Source organism: Stenotrophomonas sp. Iso1 (genome assembly GCF_027497995.1).
Lineage (GTDB): Bacteria > Pseudomonadota > Gammaproteobacteria > Xanthomonadales > Xanthomonadaceae > Stenotrophomonas.
In genome coordinates this window covers 531,702-551,034 of sequence record NZ_JAODBT010000001.1, presented here as the reverse complement: position 1 = coordinate 551,034, position 19,333 = coordinate 531,702, and the positions used below count along the sequence as shown (strand labels likewise).

Here is a 19,333-nt window from a genome sequence, read left to right as displayed (position 1 = left end):
CATTCCGGAGCAGGCACGATAGACGCTGACAGGCTCTGCGAAAACCTCCCATCGGCCACATCGGAACCCAACGCGCATGCACACCCGCTTGTACATGGATCAAAGCCGCATCTACCTGCAGCCCGCAGACGCAGACGCCATCGTGCTGCCGTTGTCATTGCGCGACTTGCTGGACGCTGGTCTGCAGAATTTCCCGCCGACCGAGCTGGCGCTCGAGCGCGCCATTGCCCTGACCGAAGATGCATTGATGCCCTACGTGCCGGCCCTGCGCGCGCATCCGCTGGAAATGTTGATCGCCGATGACGGCGCCCTTGCCGCATTGCCGTCGCTACTGGGGCGTGACGGTAACGCGTCGCTGCGATTGGAGATTGATGACGTGGAGCGTGGCTTCAACCAAGTGGCACGGGTCGCCGCAGGCATGCCCGCACGGGCGATGGGACTACCGGCGCAGCCGCAGTTCGTCGCCGCGCTGCTGGTAGTGCGAGAGCTGATGCATCACGTCGGCTGGAAGCATCTGCAACTTTCGTAAGCGGGAATGAAATTCCGGCAGCGCAGCAAATCACCGACAGCATGAGCTTGCCGGGTGCGCGGTGCTTACTTCGACGACACAGGCCGGAACGAAATCCCACCGGGGTTCGCCACGCCTCCGCGCCGCAACAGAACACACGCGGGATGCCAGCTCATCCACAAAAACATTCATTGCGCCGGCCGCTCAGGGCCGGTGCCCATCGCCTCGCGGTAACGCGAGTACAACGTCAGCACCTTGTCGACGTACTGCCGCGTTTCCGCATACGGCGGTACGCCGCCATAGCGGGCAACCACACCAATGCCCGCGTTGTAGGCAGCGGCGGCCAGAGTGCGGTCACCCTTGTAGCGGCCCAACAACGCCTTCATGTAACGCGCACCGCCATCAATGGATTGCGCAGGCGAGAACGGATCGTTCACACCGTATTCGGTCGCGGTTTCGGGCATCAACTGCATCACGCCCTGCGCGCCCTTGGGCGAAACCGCTTTCTCATCGAACGCGCTCTCGGCATGGGCAACGGCGCGCAGCCACGCATCGTCAACGCCGGTCGCCTTGGATGCCGCGCGGAACTGCCGCGCATGCCGATCCAACTGCGGCGTACCCACGCGACCCAACCCTTCATGTGCGGGCTCGCCCGGCGGCGTGGCAGCGGTGAAACGCAGGTACGGCCGCGAACCCGGCAGGTTGCGCGTGGAGTACACCAGCTTGCCGTCCTGCTCACGCTCATACAGCGTGCCACTGAATACGCCGAAGTTGCCCCACAAGTTGGGTGTCTGCACGGCGTTGTCGTCTACCGTCATCGCCCTGCAGGCCGAACCCGGCTCCGGTGCGGTGGCCATGCTCACCGTGCCTTTCTGCACGCAGCGGTAGATGGTGCGCGCCTGCAACGGCGCACACAGTCCCAACAACAGCAGCAACAGTGCAACCGCAGCCGTGCGCGACATGCCGGGACCAGATCAAGGGAATGGTCGATGATGCTGAACCCGCCCGTTTGAACGGCAGGTGATGAAAATCTCACCACACGCGTCCAGAATGAATGCTCACCTTCCTGTCCCCGACCATGCCTGATCCCCTGCCCCTGCTCGGCTTCGCCAACCCGCAATTCCATACCGGCCACAACATCAGCGTACGGCGCGGGGACCGCTGGCACGGAGTGGTGCAGGCGCGTATCGACCGGGGGGCTGGCCGGCTTTCCGCGCCATTGCCGCTGCTCACCGAACTTCGGCGTTTCGACACACTGACGGCGGCCGATCTACGCGATGAGCATGACCCCGCCTGTCGCACGCCGGAAGGATTGTTGGCCGTGATGCGGCGGCTGTACGCGGGATTCCAGCGCGACGAGATGGTCACGCTGGTGCATTTTGATTGGGCAGAAACGCCCTAGCGCAGCGCCATGCGTCACGGGCACGTTGCCGGGACGATCGCGCCGAGCATGGCCCGGCACGACACGTCATCTCATCGGGCGCTGGCTGCGCGCAGATGCTCACCCACCGGCTGCGAGAAGGCGCGCTTGTCGGTGACATCCCAATTGATCGACCACGTCATGACGCCACGGAATTCTGGATGCGGCCGCGATGGTTTCACCTCGTCGCACTGCGTTGCAGTGGTCAGGCAATCGAAAGCGCGGTTGATGTCGGCCGGTGTCGCATAACCGTTACCTGCCGCACGCAGGCCCGACGGCAATGCGAGCGCCACCTGGTCGGCGCGCAGGCCTTCAAAGCGTCCCTTGCCGCCGGCAAGCTCAAAGCCTTCAATCAACATCCTGGCCGAACCCACCATCATGTCAACACTGCCGCCAGGATACTTTTCGGCGCGATACGGCGTCGGCAAGCCACCATTGTTGTAGAGCTGCACATGCAGCAGATCCAACTCGTCGCGCAGGCCATCAATCAGCGGCAGATACGCGCCCCAGATACCTTCCATCGACACAAAACCACCCTGCACATACGGGTGCTCCGGCGCCATCGATACATAGAGATTCGGGTACATGCCATGCAGGCGCTTCACCGCTGAAATCAGATGCGGGATGACCGGCGCGCCATGCACCACACCGGCAATTTTTTCCAGATCGATATCAATGCCATCCAGCCCGAACGTGTTGATGGCATCGGCGGTGGTGCGCACGAAATTGTCTTCATCGCGCTGGGTGTTGAGCGTCACGGTGCCCAGTTCACCGCCGAAGGACAGCACCACGATTTTGCCCTGCGCGCGCTTGGCGGCGATGTCAGTAATCAGTTGAGTGCGGTCCAACGCCTGATCCGGATTGAAGGCGACCTTGCCCTCGCCCATGTCATCTGCAAAGGCCAGCACGATCACATCCCAGCGGTTGTCCACCTTGCCCACCGGCAACAATCCCTGACCATTGTCGAAGTTGTGCAGGTAGCCGATCAGCGCGTGCCTGGGCAACGGATGGCTGTTGCCCGGTGACACGCCCACCTGCGTCGCTGGGGCAGGACTGGCCTGGCAACCAAAGGTGAAAACAAGTGCCAGCGCGCATGACAACAAGGTGATCGACTTCATCGCAATCCCAGAGCGTGTAAGGACCCGGATTCTAGGCACACCAATCACCATAAATCACACCAAAAACAATTAGTTATGAAACCTGTCCCGCTTTGACCCACGCATGTCCGGGGTCTGACCGAGGTGCACAACAGGGCGACAGACGCCCTGTCACAAACGACGGCCTGAGCCGCCAGTGCAACCGACATCGTGGCGTCACACGGCGCTACGCACAGGACAGTCTGACCTAGCCGCAGGTCTTCATGCGCCGCTCGGCATCCCAGAGGGCGCGCCGCGCAAGGTCGTAGGCGCTATCGGCGGCGCTGGGCAGGGTGTGCTCGGCTTCGGTCGGATCGGCACCGTTGTTGTAGCGATACTCCACCCGCTGCAGGGTGTTCAGATGCGTCAACGCAGCCGCCATCCAGCGCGTGCGCTGCTCTGCACCGCAACGCGGATAGCGACCTTCCAGGGCACCGATCGCGGCACGGATACGGCGACTGGCTTCGCCTTTCATATCCGGTACTTTCTCAAAGCGAATCGGTGCGGCTTTGTAGGCATCGCCGGTTGCTTCGCTGCCCAGGTCAGCCGGGCGCTCATGCAAAGCAGGGTTGAACGCGACTTCGGGAGGTCGTCGTGCTTCCGCAGCCTGGATGTCGCGCCCATACAGCGCCCGCTGCGCGCGTGATTGGCTGGTGCCTGCGTTCTTGCCGCTGAAAAGGTTGGCGGTTGCACGTTCACCGACGCCCGTCGCCAGTTCGTCGCGATGCTCAAACACACGTTCCGCCGACGCCTTTTGGCGTACACCCGCCGCATCCGGAATCTCGGGTCTTCCATCGCTGCCGTAGAGATTCTTCACCAAATCTTCGCTGGGTTTCGTCGCAGCCGGCATCGCGGTGGTCACAACAGTCATGGCTGGTCGCGGCTGCACGGGCTGCTCCGGTGGCGTGACCGGGTCCGGTGTCGCTTCAACGGGAATGATCAGCGGTTCCACCTTCTGCGGACGGGCACCTGCGGGCGGCAACCAACGCAGTTGCACGCGCGCTTCACGCGTTGCCGGCGCGGCCTCGGGCATCTGCAGCAACAGCCGCGCCAGTGCTGATAAGAATGCCAACGCCGCCATGCCGGCAACGGTTCGGATCCACATAGGCTCGGGCTGACTGCGGTAGTGCATGCATGTCCATCATGAGAACTCCGCAAGGCGGCTACCGGCCCTGCCACGGCACATCTGCGCAAGACACTGACCACGGCAAGGACGGCAAGTTCCAGCGATGGCAGCAGTCCGGATGTGATCCTTTCATACCCATGGGCGATGATGGCCCCCAGGCGTGTCATCCCCTGCATTGAAAGGAGCTGTTCCGTGAACGACGTTGCATCGCAGAACCTGGACGAAAGCATCGCCAAACAGCTGTTCTTTGGCCATATCGCCGAAGATGCGCTGTTTCCTTACCCGCAGATCCGCGAGCGTGACCGCGAGATGCTCGGCGCCATGACCGATGCCATCGACCAGTTCCTGGGCGAGAAGACCGCCGAGCTGCGCCAGTACGACCGAGATGCCGAGCAGCCACCCGAATTCATCCAGGCGCTGCGCGAGATGGGTTTGTTCGGATTGATCATTCCCGAAGAGTACGGTGGCATGGCGCTGTCCAACGGCGCTTACGCACGTGTGCTCGGCCAGACCAGCAGCCACGACAGTTCCGTGTCACTCACCGTCGGTGCGCACAGCTCCATCGGCATGAAAGGCCTGTTGCTGTTCGGCAACGACGAGCAGAAGCAGCGCTATCTGCCGGCATTGGCCAGCGGTGAAATGATCGCCGCGTTCTGCCTTACCGAATCCGGTGCCGGTTCCGATGCCGCTGCCATCCGCACCAAGGCCACGCGCAACGACGACGGCACCTGGACGCTCAACGGCGAGAAGATCTGGATCACCAACGGCGGCATTGCCGATTTCTACACGGTGTTCGCCCGCACCGACACCCCCGAAGGCAAGGTCACCGCGTTCATCGTGGAAGCCAAATGGGACGGCGTGAGCCACGGCCCGCACGAAGACAAAATGGGCATCCGCGCTTCATCCACCACTACCGTTGCGTTCAACGACGTGCGCGTGCCCGCGGCCAATGTGCTCGGCCCGGTCGGCAAGGGTTTCAAGGTGGCGATGAACATCCTCAACAGCGGCCGCACTGGCTTGGGCGGCGGCGCGGTGGGCGGCATGCGTTCGCTGATCCGCATGGCCTGCGCACAGGCCAATGAACGCAAGCAATTTGGCCAACCGATTGCTGAGTTTGGCTTGGTGCGCGAGAAGATCGCACAGATGACCGCCGACTGTTTCGCCGCCGAAAGCACGGTGTGGATGGTGGCGCACCTGATCGACAGCGGCCGCACCGACTACTCGGTGGAAGCGGCGATGAGCAAGGTGTTCGCCAGCGAAGCGGTGCAGCGCTGTTGCTATGAGTCACTGCAGATCGCTGCCGGCAACGGCTTCATGCGCGAGCTGCCATACGAACAGATGACCCGCGACACACGCATCCTCTCCATCTTCGAAGGTACCAACGAGATCCTGCGCCTGTACGTGGCACTCAATGGCTTGAAGGGCGTTGGCGCTACGCTGAGCGAACTGCAGAGCGCGGTCGGCGGCATCTTCAACGAGCCCATCAAGGGGTTCGGCGTGCTCAGCGATTACGCTGGCCGTCGCGTACGCGAAGCCACCGGCTATGGCACCGGCCGCATCCGTGCACCGCTGGCTGAGTCCCTGCGTCCTTTGGCGCGACTGTGCGAGAAGTATTCGGTGGAGTTGTCCAAGGCATCGGACCGCCTGCTGCGCGCGCACGGCAAGAAGATCGCCGATCAGCAGCATGCACAGAAGCGCGTGGCTGATATCGCCATCGATCTGTTCGTGGGGCTGTGCGTGCTGTCACGCGTGAACAGCCTGGTGGACGCCAAGCATCCTGCAGCAGATGACGCGATCAAGATCGCGCGTCTGTTCGCCCGACAGGCGCGTCGGCGCATGGCCCGCAATGTGCGCGGCTTGGAACGCAATGAAGATGAAATCATCGAATCGCTCGCCGCCTCGGTGTTGGAGCGCGGCGGTTATGCGTGGGATGTGATGTAACCGACAACACCCGTAGGAGCGGCCGAGGTCGCTCCTACGGCACTGCCGTTCAACGCGCGGCCGGCGCATCCTCCACGGCCAATTCACCTTCACGCAGCACGCGCCGCAGCAATGTGCGGCCGTGCCGGTCCAGCCCGAGCACACGCGGTTTCACGCCATGGTGGCGATAACGGCTCACCACTTTCTCCAACGCGGCCACGGCGGTGATGTCCCACAGCTGCGCGTGCGACAGATCAATCACTACCTTGCGCCCTTCCGCCACGCGCGGATCGAACGCATCAATGAACGCATCGGCCGAGGCAAAAAACACCTGCCCGCTCACTGCGTAGCGCAGGCTGCCATCCTCGTCCTCATGTGACCGCACCTGCAGCAGCTGCGCGACCTTCAGCGCGAAGAACACGCCGCTCAGCAGTACGCCCACACCGACACCGGCAGCCAGATTGTGCGTACCCAGCGTCACCGCCACCGTGGCCAACATCACCACACCAGACAGACGCGGGTGCCGCACCAGCGCACCGAGGCTGCCCCAGTCGAACGTGGAGACGCTGACCATCACCATGATCGCCACCAACGCGATCACCGGCACCTGCGCCACCCACGGCTTCAGCAGCACCATCAACACCAGCAGGAATACACCGGCAAACAGCGTGGACAAGCGCCCCCGGCCGCCGTACTTCACGTTGCCCACGGTCTGCCCGATCATGCCGCAACCGGCAATGCCACCGAACAATCCGGCAGCGATGTTCGCCATGCCCAAGCCCGTGCATTCGCGGTTCTTGGAACTGGGCGAGTCGGTAAGTTCATCAACCACGCGCGCGGTCATCATCGACTCCAGCAAGCCAACCATGGCAATGGCCAACGCGGGCATCGCGATGATGCGCAACGTGTCCAGATCAAACGGCAGCGCCGGCAAACCCATCCAATGCGGCAGGGAATCTGGCAACTTGCCGAGATCGGCAACCGTGGGCAGGTCCAGTTTCAACCACGACGCCAGCAGGCTCAGCACCACGATGCAGATCAACGGGGAAGGAATCGCCCGCACACCCGGCAATGGCAGGCGCGGCAATCCATAGATCAGCAACAAGCCCAGGCCGAGCATCATCCAGGTGGCCGGAGTGGCGCCCTGCAGCTGTGGCAACTGCGCGGAGAAGATCAAAATGGCCAACGCATTGACGAAGCCCGTCCGCACCGAGCTACTCACGAAACGCATCAACACGCCCAACCGCAGCACCCCGAACAGCACCTGGAACACGCCCGCCAACAGGCCGGCAGCGAACAGATAGGGCAGACCGTGGGCGCTGATCAAAGGCGCCGCCACCAGCGCCACCGAACCGGCAGCGGCGGTGATCATCGCCGGCCTCCCACCAAACACCGCAATCACGATGCTCAGCACGAACGAGGCGAACAGGCCTACTTGCGGGTCCACGCCAGCCACGAACGAAAAGGCGATGACCTCGGGGATCAGCGCGAACGTGGCCACCGCACCGGCCAGCATTTCGCGCAGGGGATTGGCGCGCCACTGCGCCAGTTCAGCGTTCAGGAAGGACATACGCGTCTGCCGCCAGCGCTTGCCGAGATTGGCACGGACCGGCGGAATCAAAGGAAAGGGCGCGAATTATGCCTGCAGTGCGGGCCCGGGGCAGCTTTCTGCTCCTGCACTTGGGTGAGGGCTGTCGAGATGAAGGGCATCACACACAGCAAGCGCTGGCGAGGCCGCCCTTCCGGTTGAAACAGCCCTCCCACCCACCCTGCGGTAGCATTCCCTCCCCGTCTCGCCCTCGTCCCCCGCATGCCCCACTACACCGGCCCGTTGCTCACCCGCCCTCTGCTCGACCAACTGCAGGCCGCGCTGAAGAAAGGCGCCAGCCACGCCAGCGCCTCGTTCGACCTGGGCCGCAGCGAGGACAACGTCATCCTCAGCAACGACGGTTGGCAATGGCGCGGTCAGCATTACCCGTGGCCGGCAAAGCTCAAGGACCGCACGATCTATTACTGGGATGGCGACGAATTCAGCGCCGCCTCGCGCTTTGGCAGCGGCCTGTACAAGCTGGTGCCCACCGATTGGGGCGTGCCGACATTCGAAATTGACGGCATCAAGATGCTGGTCAGCGCGCAGGTTTCGCCAATGGACGATGCGCGCCGCAAAGTAGCGTTGGTGGAACCGCGCGGCAAACAGGTGCTCGATACCTGCGGCGGCATGGGCTACTTCGCCGCATGCTGCCTGGACGACGGCGTCGCCGGCATGCACTCATTCGAGAAGAGCACGGAGGTGCTGTGGCTGCGCACGCTCAATCCCTGGTCGCCGGACCCGGAGGCCACCTACGCACAGGGCCGCCTGAACTTGAAACAGGGCGACGTCTCCCAGGAGATCGAACACCTCGCCGACGCCTCGATGGATGCCGTGCTGCACGACCCGCCGCGTTTCGGTATCGCCGGCGAACTGTACTCGCAGGTGTTCTACGACCAGCTTGCACGCGTGCTGCGCAACGGCGGGCGCCTGTTCCACTACACCGGCAGCCCCAACAAACTCACCAGCGGCCGCGACGTACCGCGTGAGGTCGCCACGCGCCTGCAGAAAGCTGGCTTCAAGGCCGAGCTGGCGCTGGACGGTGTACTGGCCACGCGCCGCTGACATGCCGCTGGTACCGGTCGCCAGGCCGATGAACGCGCCGTCTTTCATCAGCCGTGGAGCACCTGTTTCTCCACGCCCCGTGACCATGTTCACCCATACCAACGCTTCGTCTTAACGCGCTTGCTCCGACACTGTGCGCTCTGAAACGGAGATACCCCATGGCAACCCTTCAACTCCGCCTGACCGGCGATGATGACGCAGCCCAAGCCATGCTTGATCTGCTCAAAGACTTTGATGGCGTGGAATGGGCCGAAGACGTGGCTGATCTGGAACCGGATGCCGGTGCGGATGATGAGGACAGCAGTTCAGCTGGCCTCAGCGACAACGCCGGTCCGGGCAATCACATGATCCGGGTGGAAATCGCCGACGACTCCACGCGTCACCGCGTGTTGGCAGCGGCGCAGACATTGGCCGAGCATCTGGGCACGGTTCTGGAAATCGATGACGAATGATCAGCGCCGCGCGACGGAGCGCAACCCTGCTCTATCGTTGCCGATTCACCCCTTTTTCTCCGGCAATGCGAATGCGATGACGTAATCGCCAACATCGCGGGAGTAAGCCGAACCACCGACCGACACCAGGATGTATTGCCGCCCACTCTTCGGCGACACATAACTCATTGGCGTTGCGCTTGCGCCCACCGGAAGCGGCGCTTTCCACACTTCGCGACCGTCACGCGCATCGAAGGCACGCAGGTAGTAATCCTGGAAACCAGCAAAGAACACCAAACCGGCATCCGTGCTCAACGTTCCGCCATACGTCGGCATGCCCATCTTCATCGGCAGGCCTAGCGTGACTCCCGCAGGCCCCAATTGTTCTGCGGTGCCGGCCGGTATCTGCCAGGCGATACGCCGCGTGCGCAGGTCCAATGCAGTGAGCGTACCGAACGGGGGCTGCACGCAGGGCACACCGAGCCGCGAGAGCCAGATCGTCGTGTAAACGCCATATGGCGTGCCGGCTTGCGGCGAAGGACCATGGCCGTCGCTTACCGGCGGATGCGTTTTGGAGAACGCCGCGTAGGCCTCGCGCGGGATCAACTGAAAGATGCTCGGTACACGGATGTCGTTGAGGAACACGCGTTGATTCTGCGTATCCACCGACACGCTGCCCCAGTTCATGCCACCGATGTTGCCCGGATGTTGAATTGCCATCTGCGGGCCCGGCGGGGTGAAGTCACCGTCGTAGCGCATCTTGCGGAACGCGATGCGACAGGCCAGCTGATCGAACAGGGTCATGCCCCACATCCGCCGTTCTTCCAGCGCCTGCACCCCAATGGACGGCATGCCAACGGAGTAAGGCTGTGTGGGTGACAGCGTTTCCTCCGGCACCGCACCATTCTGCGGCACAGGCTTTTCCACGACGTCCGACAGCGGCCTGCCGGTGGCGCGATCAAGCATGAAGATCTGCCCGCGTTTGGTGGTCTGCAGCACCGCTGCCACATTGCGACCAGTCTCATCGGGAAAATCCACCAGCGCCGGTTGCGACGGCAGATCGTAATCCCAGATGTCGTGATGCACGGTCTGGAATTTCCAACGCGGCCGCCCGGTATTGATGTCCAACGCAACCAGGCTGGAGTTGTACGCCTCTGAGCCCGCCGGACGCCCCTGGCCAAAATAGTCCGGCGTGGCATTGCCCAGCGGCGCATACACCAGGCCCAGCGCATCGTCATACGCCGCTGCCGTCCACATGTTTGGCGTGCCGCGCGTATAGGTTTGCCCTTCCGGTGGCAGCTTCGTGATTTCCGGGTTGCCAAGGTCCCATGCCCACACCAGTTCACCGGTGCGCGCACTGAACGCACGGATCACGCCCGACGGCTCCTCGCGGCGCTGGTTGTCCACTACCCATCCGCCGATCACCACCAGATCGCGTGCCACCAACGGTGCCGATGTCTGGAAGTAGAAGCCCTTGTCGATTGGCCCCATTCCCTGCGAAAGCTGCACCGTGCCGCCATTCCCAAAGCCGCCGCACGGCTGGCCGGTATCTGCATCCAAGGCAATCAAACGCGCATCGGCGGTCGTCTCGATGATGCGCTCGGCGCACGTCTGCACCGGCGTGCTGCCGCCGTTGGCCAGGTCGGCGGCATCGGCCGATGCAATCACCTTTGCGTCGGCCGGCAGGCGATAAAAGCCCAATCCACGGCAGCGTTGCCAGAACGGCGCGCTCACCTCCGGATCGTGCTTCCAACGCAACGCGCCGGTGTCAGCATCCAAGGCACTGACGATGTTGTTTCGCGAACACGAATACACCGTGTCGCCGATCTGTAGCGGCGTGTTCTGGTCCACGCCCGGGCCGTTGTCGCCGGTGCGGTACATCCATGCCTGAGTGAGCTGCGCGACGTTCTTCAGGTTGATCTGATCAAACGGTGCATTGCGAAGACCTTCGGTCGTTCGGCCATACGCGCTCCAATCCGAAGCGGCGTTGTCGCCTTTCGGTGTCTGATAGGCGATGTCTTTGGCAGGCTGGATCACGCCGTGCTGCCGGAATGCAAACGCAAAGCCCGCAAAGAACAACAGCGCGAACACCGCCGCACCCAACTGCCCCACTTTGCCGCGCCAACCCGGCGATGCAGTCTGCTCCGCAGGCGCAATCCACAAAGCAACGGCGGCCAATGCCAGCGGTGCCATCACACGCGGGAACAGCGCCCAGTAATCCATCCCGCTTTCCCACAGCGCCCAGACAATGGTCAACACCGCGACAACGGCCACGATGCCCGCCCCACCCCGGCCCCACCACAAACGCCACGCAGCCCACAGATACGCCGCTCCGGCCAGCACGTAGTAGGGCGAGCCTTTCAGCAGCAGCAACCAGACGCCCCCGGCCAACAGGCCAGCGCCCATCAGGCCCAGTACAAGCGCGAAAAGACGTCGCAGCACTCTCACGCCCCTCTCCTTCCCGATCAAACACCCATCATCCGCATCGCCTTGGCGTCTCACACTGCCAAAGCAACGGCCGTATCTGGGGGATCTTCTCCAAACCGGGAACACGACGGCGTCAACGGATCTTCACCCATCCACGGCACTGCCAGGCGGCGCCGGCTAGAGGTCGTAGGAAAGCAGGTCGTATCCGGTTGACGCACGCACGACACGTTGATGCACAAATGAGCCGCTACCGCTGTTGGTCAACACCACAATGCCGCGCCGTCGCTGCGCATCACCGACCGCGAAATTCTTGAAGATGCCGCTGTTGCTACCCGAGTGATAGAACACTGGGCCGTCACGGGTCTGCTCCATATTCCAGCCCAGCCCCTTCTCCGTCCATCGACCGGGCAGACTGATCTGCGGCGTCAACATGGCCAATCGCGTGGCTTCAGAGACTTCCCACGGGGCGCGCGGTTTACGCGCCATCATCAACGTCAGGAAGGTCGCGTAATCCTGCACCGTCGTGCGCAGGCTTGCCGCCGCATTGGCCAGGATGTCACCTGGCCATGTCACCAACCCAGGCGGCGCAAGCGCCATAACGTCGGGCAACGCGCGCTCGGCATCCTCGTATTTCCACGCAGACAGCGGCTTGCCCCAGCGATCGGCGACTTGCTGGGCGGCACTCCATTGTTCGCGGATCACCTGTCGCGGTTTTTCTGGATCCGTCCGGTCGTGCGCGGGATGGCCATGGACAGAGCGCACTGCGAGCTCCGCGTTCCAGGCGTAACTGCTGTCCTTCATGTTGGCCGGCGCGAACAGATGCGTGCGCATGGCGTCGTCCAGACTCTGCCCGGTGAGCGTTTCAACTACCAGCTGCAACCAGAAGAACGCCTCACCGGAATAATCGATGCGCGTCCCCGGCTTGACCATCGGCACCAGTTTTTCCGTCGCCGGTGACGTGCGCCAGCCCGGCAACCCGGTGCTATGACGCAACACATCCCGCGCGGTGATCGACGCAATCCATGGATGATCGCCTAGATAATCAGGGCGTCGATACTCGACCAGCGGACGATCCAGGTCGATTACACCCTGATCCACCAACTGCATCACCAGATAGGCGAACACCGGCTTGCTGAGTGACGCATCCTCGAACACGGTGCGTGCATCAACCGGCGTTGCAGTCACTGCGTTGGCCATGCCGAAACCACGGCTCCAGGCAACCACACCATCCTCGACCACCGCAATGCCAACGCCGGGAACCGCGAAGGCCTGCATGATCCTTGGCAACTCGGCGAGAAACGTATCGCTGGGAATCCACGAGCGCTCAGCGCTACCCGCACAAGAAGCCGCCAACACCTCCGTCGGAGGCAGCACCGCCAGCGCGCCGAGCGCAGCGGCATGGGCCATGAAACGACGACGACTTGGAACTGGGTGAATCGGCATTCCCGCTGCCTCCCTGATGGAGCAGTCTGCTTGCGTTGTCGTTCCGGCACGCGGGCCAGAACGGGCGTTTCATGCGTGTTGTTGCAGACACTGCAGGGAAAGCCGGTGCCTCCTGTTGCGCACCAGCGTTGAGCCCGGAGCTGAAGGAGTATGCGGCCACCGTGTTCGGCATTTCAAACGACGACTCTGCTGCCGGCACCTTTCGACACGGTCAGGCGGATAGTTGAGGCTCATTGGCGCTGTGCTGTGCGTTTTTCCAAGTCGGTAGGCGACGGCGGAAGCATGCGCTCGGCCTGCTCCCGTGCCCGCCAGTCAACTAGTCACGAGAACGCGATTGGACCCTGCGCTTGATCCATCCGATCAACGCGGTAACGCAACCGACAACCACCAACAGAAAACCAATCGGGAGCAGCGCGAATGGCTCATGCAGGAATCCATCGGCATCGATTGAAGAGCCCACCAGCCGGAAGGTGATGAGCGCGATGAATCCCAAGACCACCAAAAAAACACCAACCTTGACCATGTTGATCTCCCGCATTGTGAGTTCGATAAGAGGACCAGCCACTCGCCAGCCCGTACCCCAATGCTGAAGTGCCCCTGTGTGCCACGAATGGCACCTGCGTGAAGCGGAAGTGAGGTTTACGAGCTTACGGCTTGCCAAAAGTCCATGGGTTCGATCAAGCCAAAGCCGCCGCGGCTAGCGATTGGCCACAGGTTGCCACGCGCGTCATAGCCTCCCATTCAGTCGCGGGCCTACCTCACCGGCGGCCGGTCTAGAATATTTAGTCAATACACATTTCTAGTCACTAAATATTGAATCAACACTTCAACGACACGCGTGCAGCAGGACTACTCACGCTGGTTGGAAGCGGTGAAAGAAAGGGCTTTTCGCGCAGCCCGCCCCTTCGCACCGAGCTGATGAAAATGGTGCATGCATCCCACGATCAACTGGGACACGACGCTGAAGCTGAGAGCCTCGGCTTCAATGGATCACGCATCCATCCAGACGCATATATGAATGAATTGCTGGTTGGCATGCGGACAATTCATCAGGTATTGCCCGCCATCCTAAAGAAGCTGGAAATCTTTGATGAATTCCAGATCGATGGCTCTGATCTAAGGCTGGGCAATTGACATCGGTCGCGTAGCCGCCCACTTACATGGGCAGCGCGGTGGAACAGCGATGTGGGGCACCTTCGCCCGCATGTTCGTGCCTCGAAGAGACGCGAAGGTTTGGTCCAGCAAGAAAATCATCTGGATAAATCAATGTAACGGCAGCATGCCTTTTCGGAATGGGCACCAAACAGGCACCAGCGAATCCAGAGGCCCTCGACCTAGTGGCAGCGAACGCTGCAAAGCATTGATCTTCTTGGTGGGCCCACCAGGATTCGAACCTGGAACCAAAGGATTATGAGTCCTCTGCTCTAACCGTTGAGCTATAGGCCCGTAGAGACGGCACAGTGTAGTGGAGCGCGGCGTAGCCGACTACTTTCCCGTGGCCTGATCAAGGCATCCGGCACATGTCGGGCCACTCCAAACCCACCACCTGTCGCATAAAGAAAAACCCCGCCGAAGCGGGGTTTCTCATTTCAACTTCTACAACTCAACGATTTCTACGATCAGTCGATGTCGAGGAAGCTGCGCAACTGCTCAGAGCGGCTCGGGTGGCGCAGCTTACGCAGCGCCTTGGCTTCGATCTGGCGGATACGCTCGCGGGTCACGTCGAACTGCTTGCCCACTTCTTCCAGCGTGTGATCGGTGTTCATGTCGATGCCGAAGCGCATGCGCAGCACCTTGGCTTCCCTCGGGGTGAGGCCAGCCAGCACGTCACGCACGGTTTCCGACAAGTTGATGTTGACCGTGTTCTCGATCGGGGACTCCACATTGGTGTCCTCGATGAAGTCGCCCAGATGCGAATCCTCGTCGTCGCCGATCGGGGTTTCCATCGAGATCGGCTCCTTGGCGATTTTCATCACCTTGCGGATCTTGTCTTCCGGCATGTCCATTTCCTTGGCCAGCTCCTCCGGCGTAGCCTCGCGGCCGTACTGCTGGAGCATCTGGCGGGAAATGCGGTTCAACTTGTTGATCGTTTCGATCATGTGCACCGGAATACGGATGGTGCGCGCCTGGTCGGCGATCGAACGGGTGATGGCCTGGCGGATCCACCAGGTCGCATACGTGGAGAACTTGTAGCCGCGACGGTATTCAAACTTGTCCACGGCCTTCATCAGGCCGATGTTGCCTTCCTGGATCAGGTCCAGGAACTGCAGGCCGCGGTTGGTGTACTTCTTGGCAATGGAGATGACCAGGCGCAGGTTGGCCTCGACCATTTCCTTCTTGGCCTTGCGCGCCTTGGCTTCGCCATAGGCCATCACACGGCTGATTTCCTTCAGCTCGTCCAGCGACAGCTGGGAGTGCTTTTCCAGATCGATGGTGGCCTGCTGTTCGGCAACAATCTGATCCTTGACGTCACGCAGCGCCGAAGACCACTTCTGCTTGCGCTTGATCGCGTCTTCCACCCACTCCAGGTTGGTCTGGTTGCCTTCCCACGAGCGGATGAAGTCCTTACGCGGCATGCGTGCGGTGATGGTCGCCAGATGCAGTACGCGGCGTTCCTGGGCCTTGACCTTGCCCATGGTGTCGCGCAGCAGGCGAACCAGCACGTCGGTCAGCGGCAGCGGCAGCTTCAAGGTGATGAAGGTGGCCGACAGCTCTTCGCGCAGCTTGGTCATCGCCTTGGTATCACCCTTGGCGTGGGCCTTCTTGAACTTGGCCATGTCGCTGGCCAGCAGCTCCATGCGACGCGCGACTTCCAGCGGGTCCGGACCCGTCGGGCCGGCTTCTTCTTCCGCTTCGTCGCCATCGGCTTCGTCTTCGGCGCCTTCTTCGGCTTCTTCGCTGGTGTCTTCAGCCACGGCCGGAGCCGGGACTTCCTCGACCAGATCGTTGAAGCCAACGATTACTTCAGCCAGGCGCTTCTTGCCTTCCTTGTGGGTTTCGTAATCAGCCAGCACCGATTCCACGGCAAGCGGGAAGGTGCCGAGTGCAGCCTGCACCTGGCCAAGGCCTTCTTCGATACGCTTGGCGATGGCGATTTCGCCTTCGCGGGTCAGCAGCTCAACCGTACCCATTTCGCGCATGTACATGCGCACCGGGTCGGTGGTGCGGCCACCTTCGGTATCCAGCGCGGTCAGCGCGGCTGCGGCTTCTTCGGCCGCGGTGTCATCGACTTCGCGGTTGCCGGTGTTGCCGTCGCTGAGCATCAGCGTGTCGGCGTCGGGGGCAACCTCATGGACATCAATGCCCATACCGGTGATCAGGCCGATGATGTCTTCGATCTGCTCCGGGTCGACCATGTCGTCAGGGAGGTGATCGTTGACTTCGGCATAGGTCAGGTAGCCCTGTTCCAGGCCCTTGCTGATCAGAAGCTTGATGTCGTTTTGCTGGGCAGGACGTTCGTTGGCCATGTAGTGCTCGCGCCACCGGCGATTGTGAAGATAGGGAACCTAGCATTATACCAGCGCAGGGTAACGCTTGCCGGGCGGTGGTTTCACGGCGCGTCAGGGTCTGAGCAGGAAGGTCACGGGCCCGTCATTAACCAGGCTGACTACCATATGGGCGCCAAACCGCCCTATCTCCACCCCTGCGGCGTGTTTTTCGCGACAAATGTCTACCAAACGGTTGAAAAGCCGTTCAGCCTCGACGGGCGGTGCGGCGCTGGTGAAGCTCGGGCGCATGCCAGAACGGGTGTCGGCGGCCAGGGTGAATTGGCTTACCAGCAGCAGACCGCCACCGGTATCGCGCAGGGAACGGTTCATCTTGCCGGCATCGTCGGCGAAAACCCGATAGCCGAGCAGCCTGTCCGCCATGCGTGCCAAGGTTGCTTCGTCGTCACCCGGCTCTACTCCCACCAGCGCCAGCAGGCCCTGCCCGATCTGGCCGACCACCTCGTCATCAACGCTGACGGAGGCCTGGGTAACGCGCTGGATCAGAGAAAGCATGGGGGCTCCTTGGGGATAATCGGGCACCTTAGCACCGGGCTCAGGCAGGACCATCGGGCTACGCGCAAAGCAACCGCACGCCCTAGACTTGTGCCGATGAAACCGCAATCCATCGCCAAGCTGTACTACCGCCTCGCTTCCGCACTGACCCACCTGCCCTGGTCCTGGCAGCGGTCACTGGCAGACACCGTGGCCTGGCTGTGGGTACAGATTGACGCCCGCGAGAGCCGGGTTACCCGCCGCAATCTGGAGCTGACCTACCCGGAACTGGCCCCGACCGAGCGCGCCCGCCTGCATCGTGAGGTGCTGCGCACCACCGCCCGCCAGGCGTTGGAAACGCTGTATTTATGGACCCATGACCCGGCCACCAATCTCACCCGCCACCTGCGTGAACGGCACGGCCAGGACATCTATGACGCAGCTCTGGCCTCAGGCAAGGGCGTGATCGTGGTGGCCCCGCATTACGGCAACTGGGAGTTGTTGAACCAGTGGCTGGCCTCACGCGGGCCGGTTGCCATCGTCTATGCGCCACCGGAGAACCCGGTCGGCGACGAATTCCTGCAACTGGTGCGTGGCGGTGACAATGTGCGCCAGGTGCGTGCAGAAGGCCCGGCGGTGCGGCAACTGTTCAAGGTACTCAAGGACGGCGGTGCTACCGGTATTCTGCCCGACCAGCAGCCCAAGAATGGCGACGGCGTCTTTGTGCCGTTCTTTGGTGTGCAGGCGCTGACCATGACGCTGGTCAACCGCTTGGCCGAGCGCACCGGTGCCACCGTTCTGCACGCCTGGTGTGAACGCATTGGGCCGGACCTGGCGTTTGCTTTGCACGTGGAACCGGCGTCGCCGCAGATCGCCGATCCCGACCCGCTGGTTGCGGCCAGCGCACTCAGCGCAGGCATCGAAGCCATCGCCCGGCGCGACCCCGCGCAATACCAGTGGACCTACAAGCGCTTCACCCTGCGCCCGCCCAGCAGCGGCGAGCATGATCCCTACGCCACAGCCAAACATCCGCACTGACGCACCTACCGCAACACAGCGTCGTCAGCCTGTTGATTGAATCCCCGGCCGGCGACCCCCATAAGGACAGCGATGAGCGCCCAGTCCCCCTCCCCCGTTTCCCCCGCTGCTTTCAGCGAAACCGCAGCCATTCGCTGCGAACGTGCCGCCGCCGAACTGCGCGCTGGCCGGCCCGTGGTGATCGCCGATGGCGAGCGTCGCGTGGCAACCACCGCACTGGACAGCAGTTCACCAGCAGGCTTCGAGGCGTTTGCCCGGGCGGCAGCGCAGCAGCATTACCTGCACCTCACCGCGCCACGCGCCCAGACCCTGGGCATCACCGGTGAGCAGGGCATCCGTATTCCGCTGGCCGGGCAAACCTTCACCGAACTTCCTGCGCTGGCCTACCTGCGCGATGCCGTCGCGCCGGCAGACAACCCAATTGCCGGCAACGACATGGACGCTGCCAGCGTCGAAGTAGCCCGACTGGGCCTGCTGCTGCCGGCCATGGTGTCGGTTGAATTGGGCGCCAGCAGCACACCGTTCGATGGCTGCCTGCAACTGACTTTCGATGACCTGCGCGACGGCGCACGCCAGGCCGGCCAGGATTACGAACTGGTCACCCGTTCACCGGTGCCGCTGCGCGATGTCGGCATGAGCGAGTTCGCCGTGTTCCGTGGCGGCGTGGCCCAGCGCGACCAAGTGGCGGTAATCGTCGGCAACCCGGACCTGAAGGGCACGGTGCCGGTGCGCGTGCATTCGTCTTGCCTGACCGGCGACCTGTTCGGCTCATTGAAATGCGACTGCGGCGACCAGTTGCGCCGCGGCCTGCACACGCTCAAGGAACTGGGCGGCGGCATCCTGCTGTATCTGGACCAGGAAGGCCGTGGCACTGGCATCGCCGCCAAAATGCGCGCCTATGGCTATCAACACGAAGGCCTGGACACCATCGACGCCGATGCCCTACTCGGCTTCGGTGCCGATGAGCGCCGTTACGGCAGCGCCGTGGCGATGCTGCGCGCCTTGGGCGTGGAGCGCATCCAACTGCTGACCAACAACCCCACCAAGGTGCAGCGGCTGCGCAATGCCGGCATCGAAGTGATGGGCTGTGTGCCGGTAACCGGCGAAATCACTGCCGAGAACGAGCAATACCTGCGCACCAAGGTTGCGCGTGCCGGCCACCACCTGGATGTGGATGCGCTGATCATGGCGGCGCAGTGACGCTCAGGAGTGGCTGAAAAGGAGTAAGGGCAGCGAAGGAAGTGCCCTTTC

General features: G+C 62.5%; 17 protein-coding genes and 1 tRNA gene. 8 read left to right on the top strand and 10 right to left on the bottom strand.

Annotation, left to right across the window (positions count from 1 at the left end):
* Positions 1-76: 76 nt before the first annotated feature.
* Entirely contained in the window at positions 77-529 is a 453-nt protein-coding gene (locus PAN08_RS02195; RefSeq protein WP_269789920.1) for a hypothetical protein, read from the top strand.
* Positions 530-696: 167 nt separating this feature from the next.
* Here the strand turns inward: PAN08_RS02195 and PAN08_RS02190 are convergent, their stop codons facing one another.
* Positions 697-1,470: a lytic transglycosylase domain-containing protein gene (locus PAN08_RS02190; protein ID WP_269789919.1), complete on the bottom strand. Its 774-nt coding sequence runs from the start codon at positions 1,468-1,470 to the stop codon at positions 697-699.
* A 92-nt stretch (positions 1,471-1,562) separates the two neighbouring features.
* Between PAN08_RS02190 and PAN08_RS02185 the strand changes: the two genes are divergently transcribed.
* Positions 1,563-1,910 (top strand): hypothetical protein, encoded by a 348-nt coding sequence (locus PAN08_RS02185; protein ID WP_269789918.1) that lies wholly within the window; start codon positions 1,563-1,565, stop codon positions 1,908-1,910.
* 71 nt (positions 1,911-1,981) lie between these two features.
* Here the strand turns inward: PAN08_RS02185 and PAN08_RS02180 are convergent, their stop codons facing one another.
* Together PAN08_RS02180 and PAN08_RS02175 are read right to left on the bottom strand one after the other, a co-directional pair.
* Positions 1,982-3,046 carry a chitinase gene (locus PAN08_RS02180; protein WP_269789917.1) on the bottom strand — a complete coding sequence of 355 codons (1,065 nt, stop codon included), beginning with the start codon at positions 3,044-3,046 and terminating at the stop codon, positions 1,982-1,984.
* 226 nt (positions 3,047-3,272) lie between these two features.
* Positions 3,273-4,169, bottom strand: coding sequence for a hypothetical protein (locus PAN08_RS02175; RefSeq protein ID WP_269789916.1), 897 nt, complete (start codon positions 4,167-4,169; stop codon positions 3,273-3,275).
* Positions 4,170-4,382: 213 nt separating this feature from the next.
* Here PAN08_RS02175 and PAN08_RS02170 point away from each other — a divergent pair, with 213 nt between their 5' ends.
* Positions 4,383-6,131 (top strand): acyl-CoA dehydrogenase family protein, encoded by a 1,749-nt coding sequence (locus PAN08_RS02170; RefSeq protein ID WP_269789915.1) that lies wholly within the window; start codon positions 4,383-4,385, stop codon positions 6,129-6,131.
* Positions 6,132-6,180: 49 nt separating this feature from the next.
* Here PAN08_RS02170 and PAN08_RS02165 read toward each other — a convergent pair whose 3' ends face one another.
* Entirely contained in the window at positions 6,181-7,680 is a 1,500-nt protein-coding gene (locus PAN08_RS02165; RefSeq protein ID WP_269789914.1) for a SulP family inorganic anion transporter, read from the bottom strand.
* 240 nt (positions 7,681-7,920) lie between these two features.
* Between PAN08_RS02165 and PAN08_RS02160 the strand changes: the two genes are divergently transcribed.
* The gene (locus tag PAN08_RS02160; RefSeq protein ID WP_269789913.1) at positions 7,921-8,763 is read left to right on the top strand and encodes an MnmC family methyltransferase; all 843 of its coding nucleotides are present in this window, start codon (positions 7,921-7,923) and stop codon (positions 8,761-8,763) included.
* A gap of 158 nt (positions 8,764-8,921) precedes the next feature.
* The gene (locus PAN08_RS02155) at positions 8,922-9,215 is read left to right on the top strand and encodes a hypothetical protein (RefSeq protein ID WP_269789912.1); all 294 of its coding nucleotides are present in this window, start codon (positions 8,922-8,924) and stop codon (positions 9,213-9,215) included.
* Positions 9,216-9,260: 45 nt separating this feature from the next.
* Here the strand turns inward: PAN08_RS02155 and PAN08_RS02150 are convergent, their stop codons facing one another.
* The 3 genes from PAN08_RS02150 to PAN08_RS02140 all read right to left on the bottom strand — a co-directional run bounded on the left by PAN08_RS02150 (position 9,261) and on the right by PAN08_RS02140 (position 13,587).
* On the bottom strand, positions 9,261-11,642 hold the full coding sequence (locus PAN08_RS02150; protein WP_269789911.1) for a membrane-bound PQQ-dependent dehydrogenase, glucose/quinate/shikimate family: 2,382 nt from the start codon (positions 11,640-11,642) through the stop codon (positions 9,261-9,263).
* A gap of 156 nt (positions 11,643-11,798) precedes the next feature.
* Positions 11,799-13,064, bottom strand: coding sequence for a serine hydrolase domain-containing protein (locus PAN08_RS02145; protein WP_269789910.1), 1,266 nt, complete (start codon positions 13,062-13,064; stop codon positions 11,799-11,801).
* A 316-nt stretch (positions 13,065-13,380) separates the two neighbouring features.
* A complete protein-coding gene (locus PAN08_RS02140) occupies positions 13,381-13,587 on the bottom strand; it encodes a DUF3955 domain-containing protein (RefSeq protein WP_269789909.1) in 207 nt (68 codons plus the stop codon).
* Between the two features lie 290 nt (positions 13,588-13,877).
* On the opposite strand from PAN08_RS02140, the gene PAN08_RS02135 reads away from it, so the two are divergent.
* Positions 13,878-14,198: a hypothetical protein gene (locus tag PAN08_RS02135; protein WP_269789908.1), complete on the top strand. Its 321-nt coding sequence runs from the start codon at positions 13,878-13,880 to the stop codon at positions 14,196-14,198.
* 236 nt (positions 14,199-14,434) lie between these two features.
* On the opposite strand, the gene PAN08_RS02130 is transcribed toward PAN08_RS02135, so the two are convergent.
* The 3 genes from PAN08_RS02130 to dtd all read right to left on the bottom strand — a co-directional run bounded on the left by PAN08_RS02130 (position 14,435) and on the right by dtd (position 17,065).
* A tRNA-Ile gene (locus PAN08_RS02130) sits at positions 14,435-14,510 on the bottom strand.
* Positions 14,511-14,683: 173 nt separating this feature from the next.
* A complete protein-coding gene (rpoD, locus tag PAN08_RS02125; RefSeq protein ID WP_269789907.1) occupies positions 14,684-16,531 on the bottom strand; it encodes an RNA polymerase sigma factor RpoD in 1,848 nt (615 codons plus the stop codon).
* 93 nt (positions 16,532-16,624) lie between these two features.
* Positions 16,625-17,065: a D-aminoacyl-tRNA deacylase gene (dtd, locus tag PAN08_RS02120; protein ID WP_269789906.1), complete on the bottom strand. Its 441-nt coding sequence runs from the start codon at positions 17,063-17,065 to the stop codon at positions 16,625-16,627.
* 96 nt (positions 17,066-17,161) lie between these two features.
* On the opposite strand from dtd, the gene PAN08_RS02115 reads away from it, so the two are divergent.
* Both PAN08_RS02115 and ribA read left to right on the top strand, forming a co-directional pair.
* A complete protein-coding gene (locus tag PAN08_RS02115) occupies positions 17,162-18,082 on the top strand; it encodes a lauroyl acyltransferase (RefSeq protein ID WP_269789905.1) in 921 nt (306 codons plus the stop codon).
* 72 nt (positions 18,083-18,154) lie between these two features.
* Positions 18,155-19,282 carry a GTP cyclohydrolase II RibA gene (ribA, locus tag PAN08_RS02110; RefSeq protein WP_269789904.1) on the top strand — a complete coding sequence of 376 codons (1,128 nt, stop codon included), beginning with the start codon at positions 18,155-18,157 and terminating at the stop codon, positions 19,280-19,282.
* Positions 19,283-19,333 lie beyond the last annotated feature (51 nt).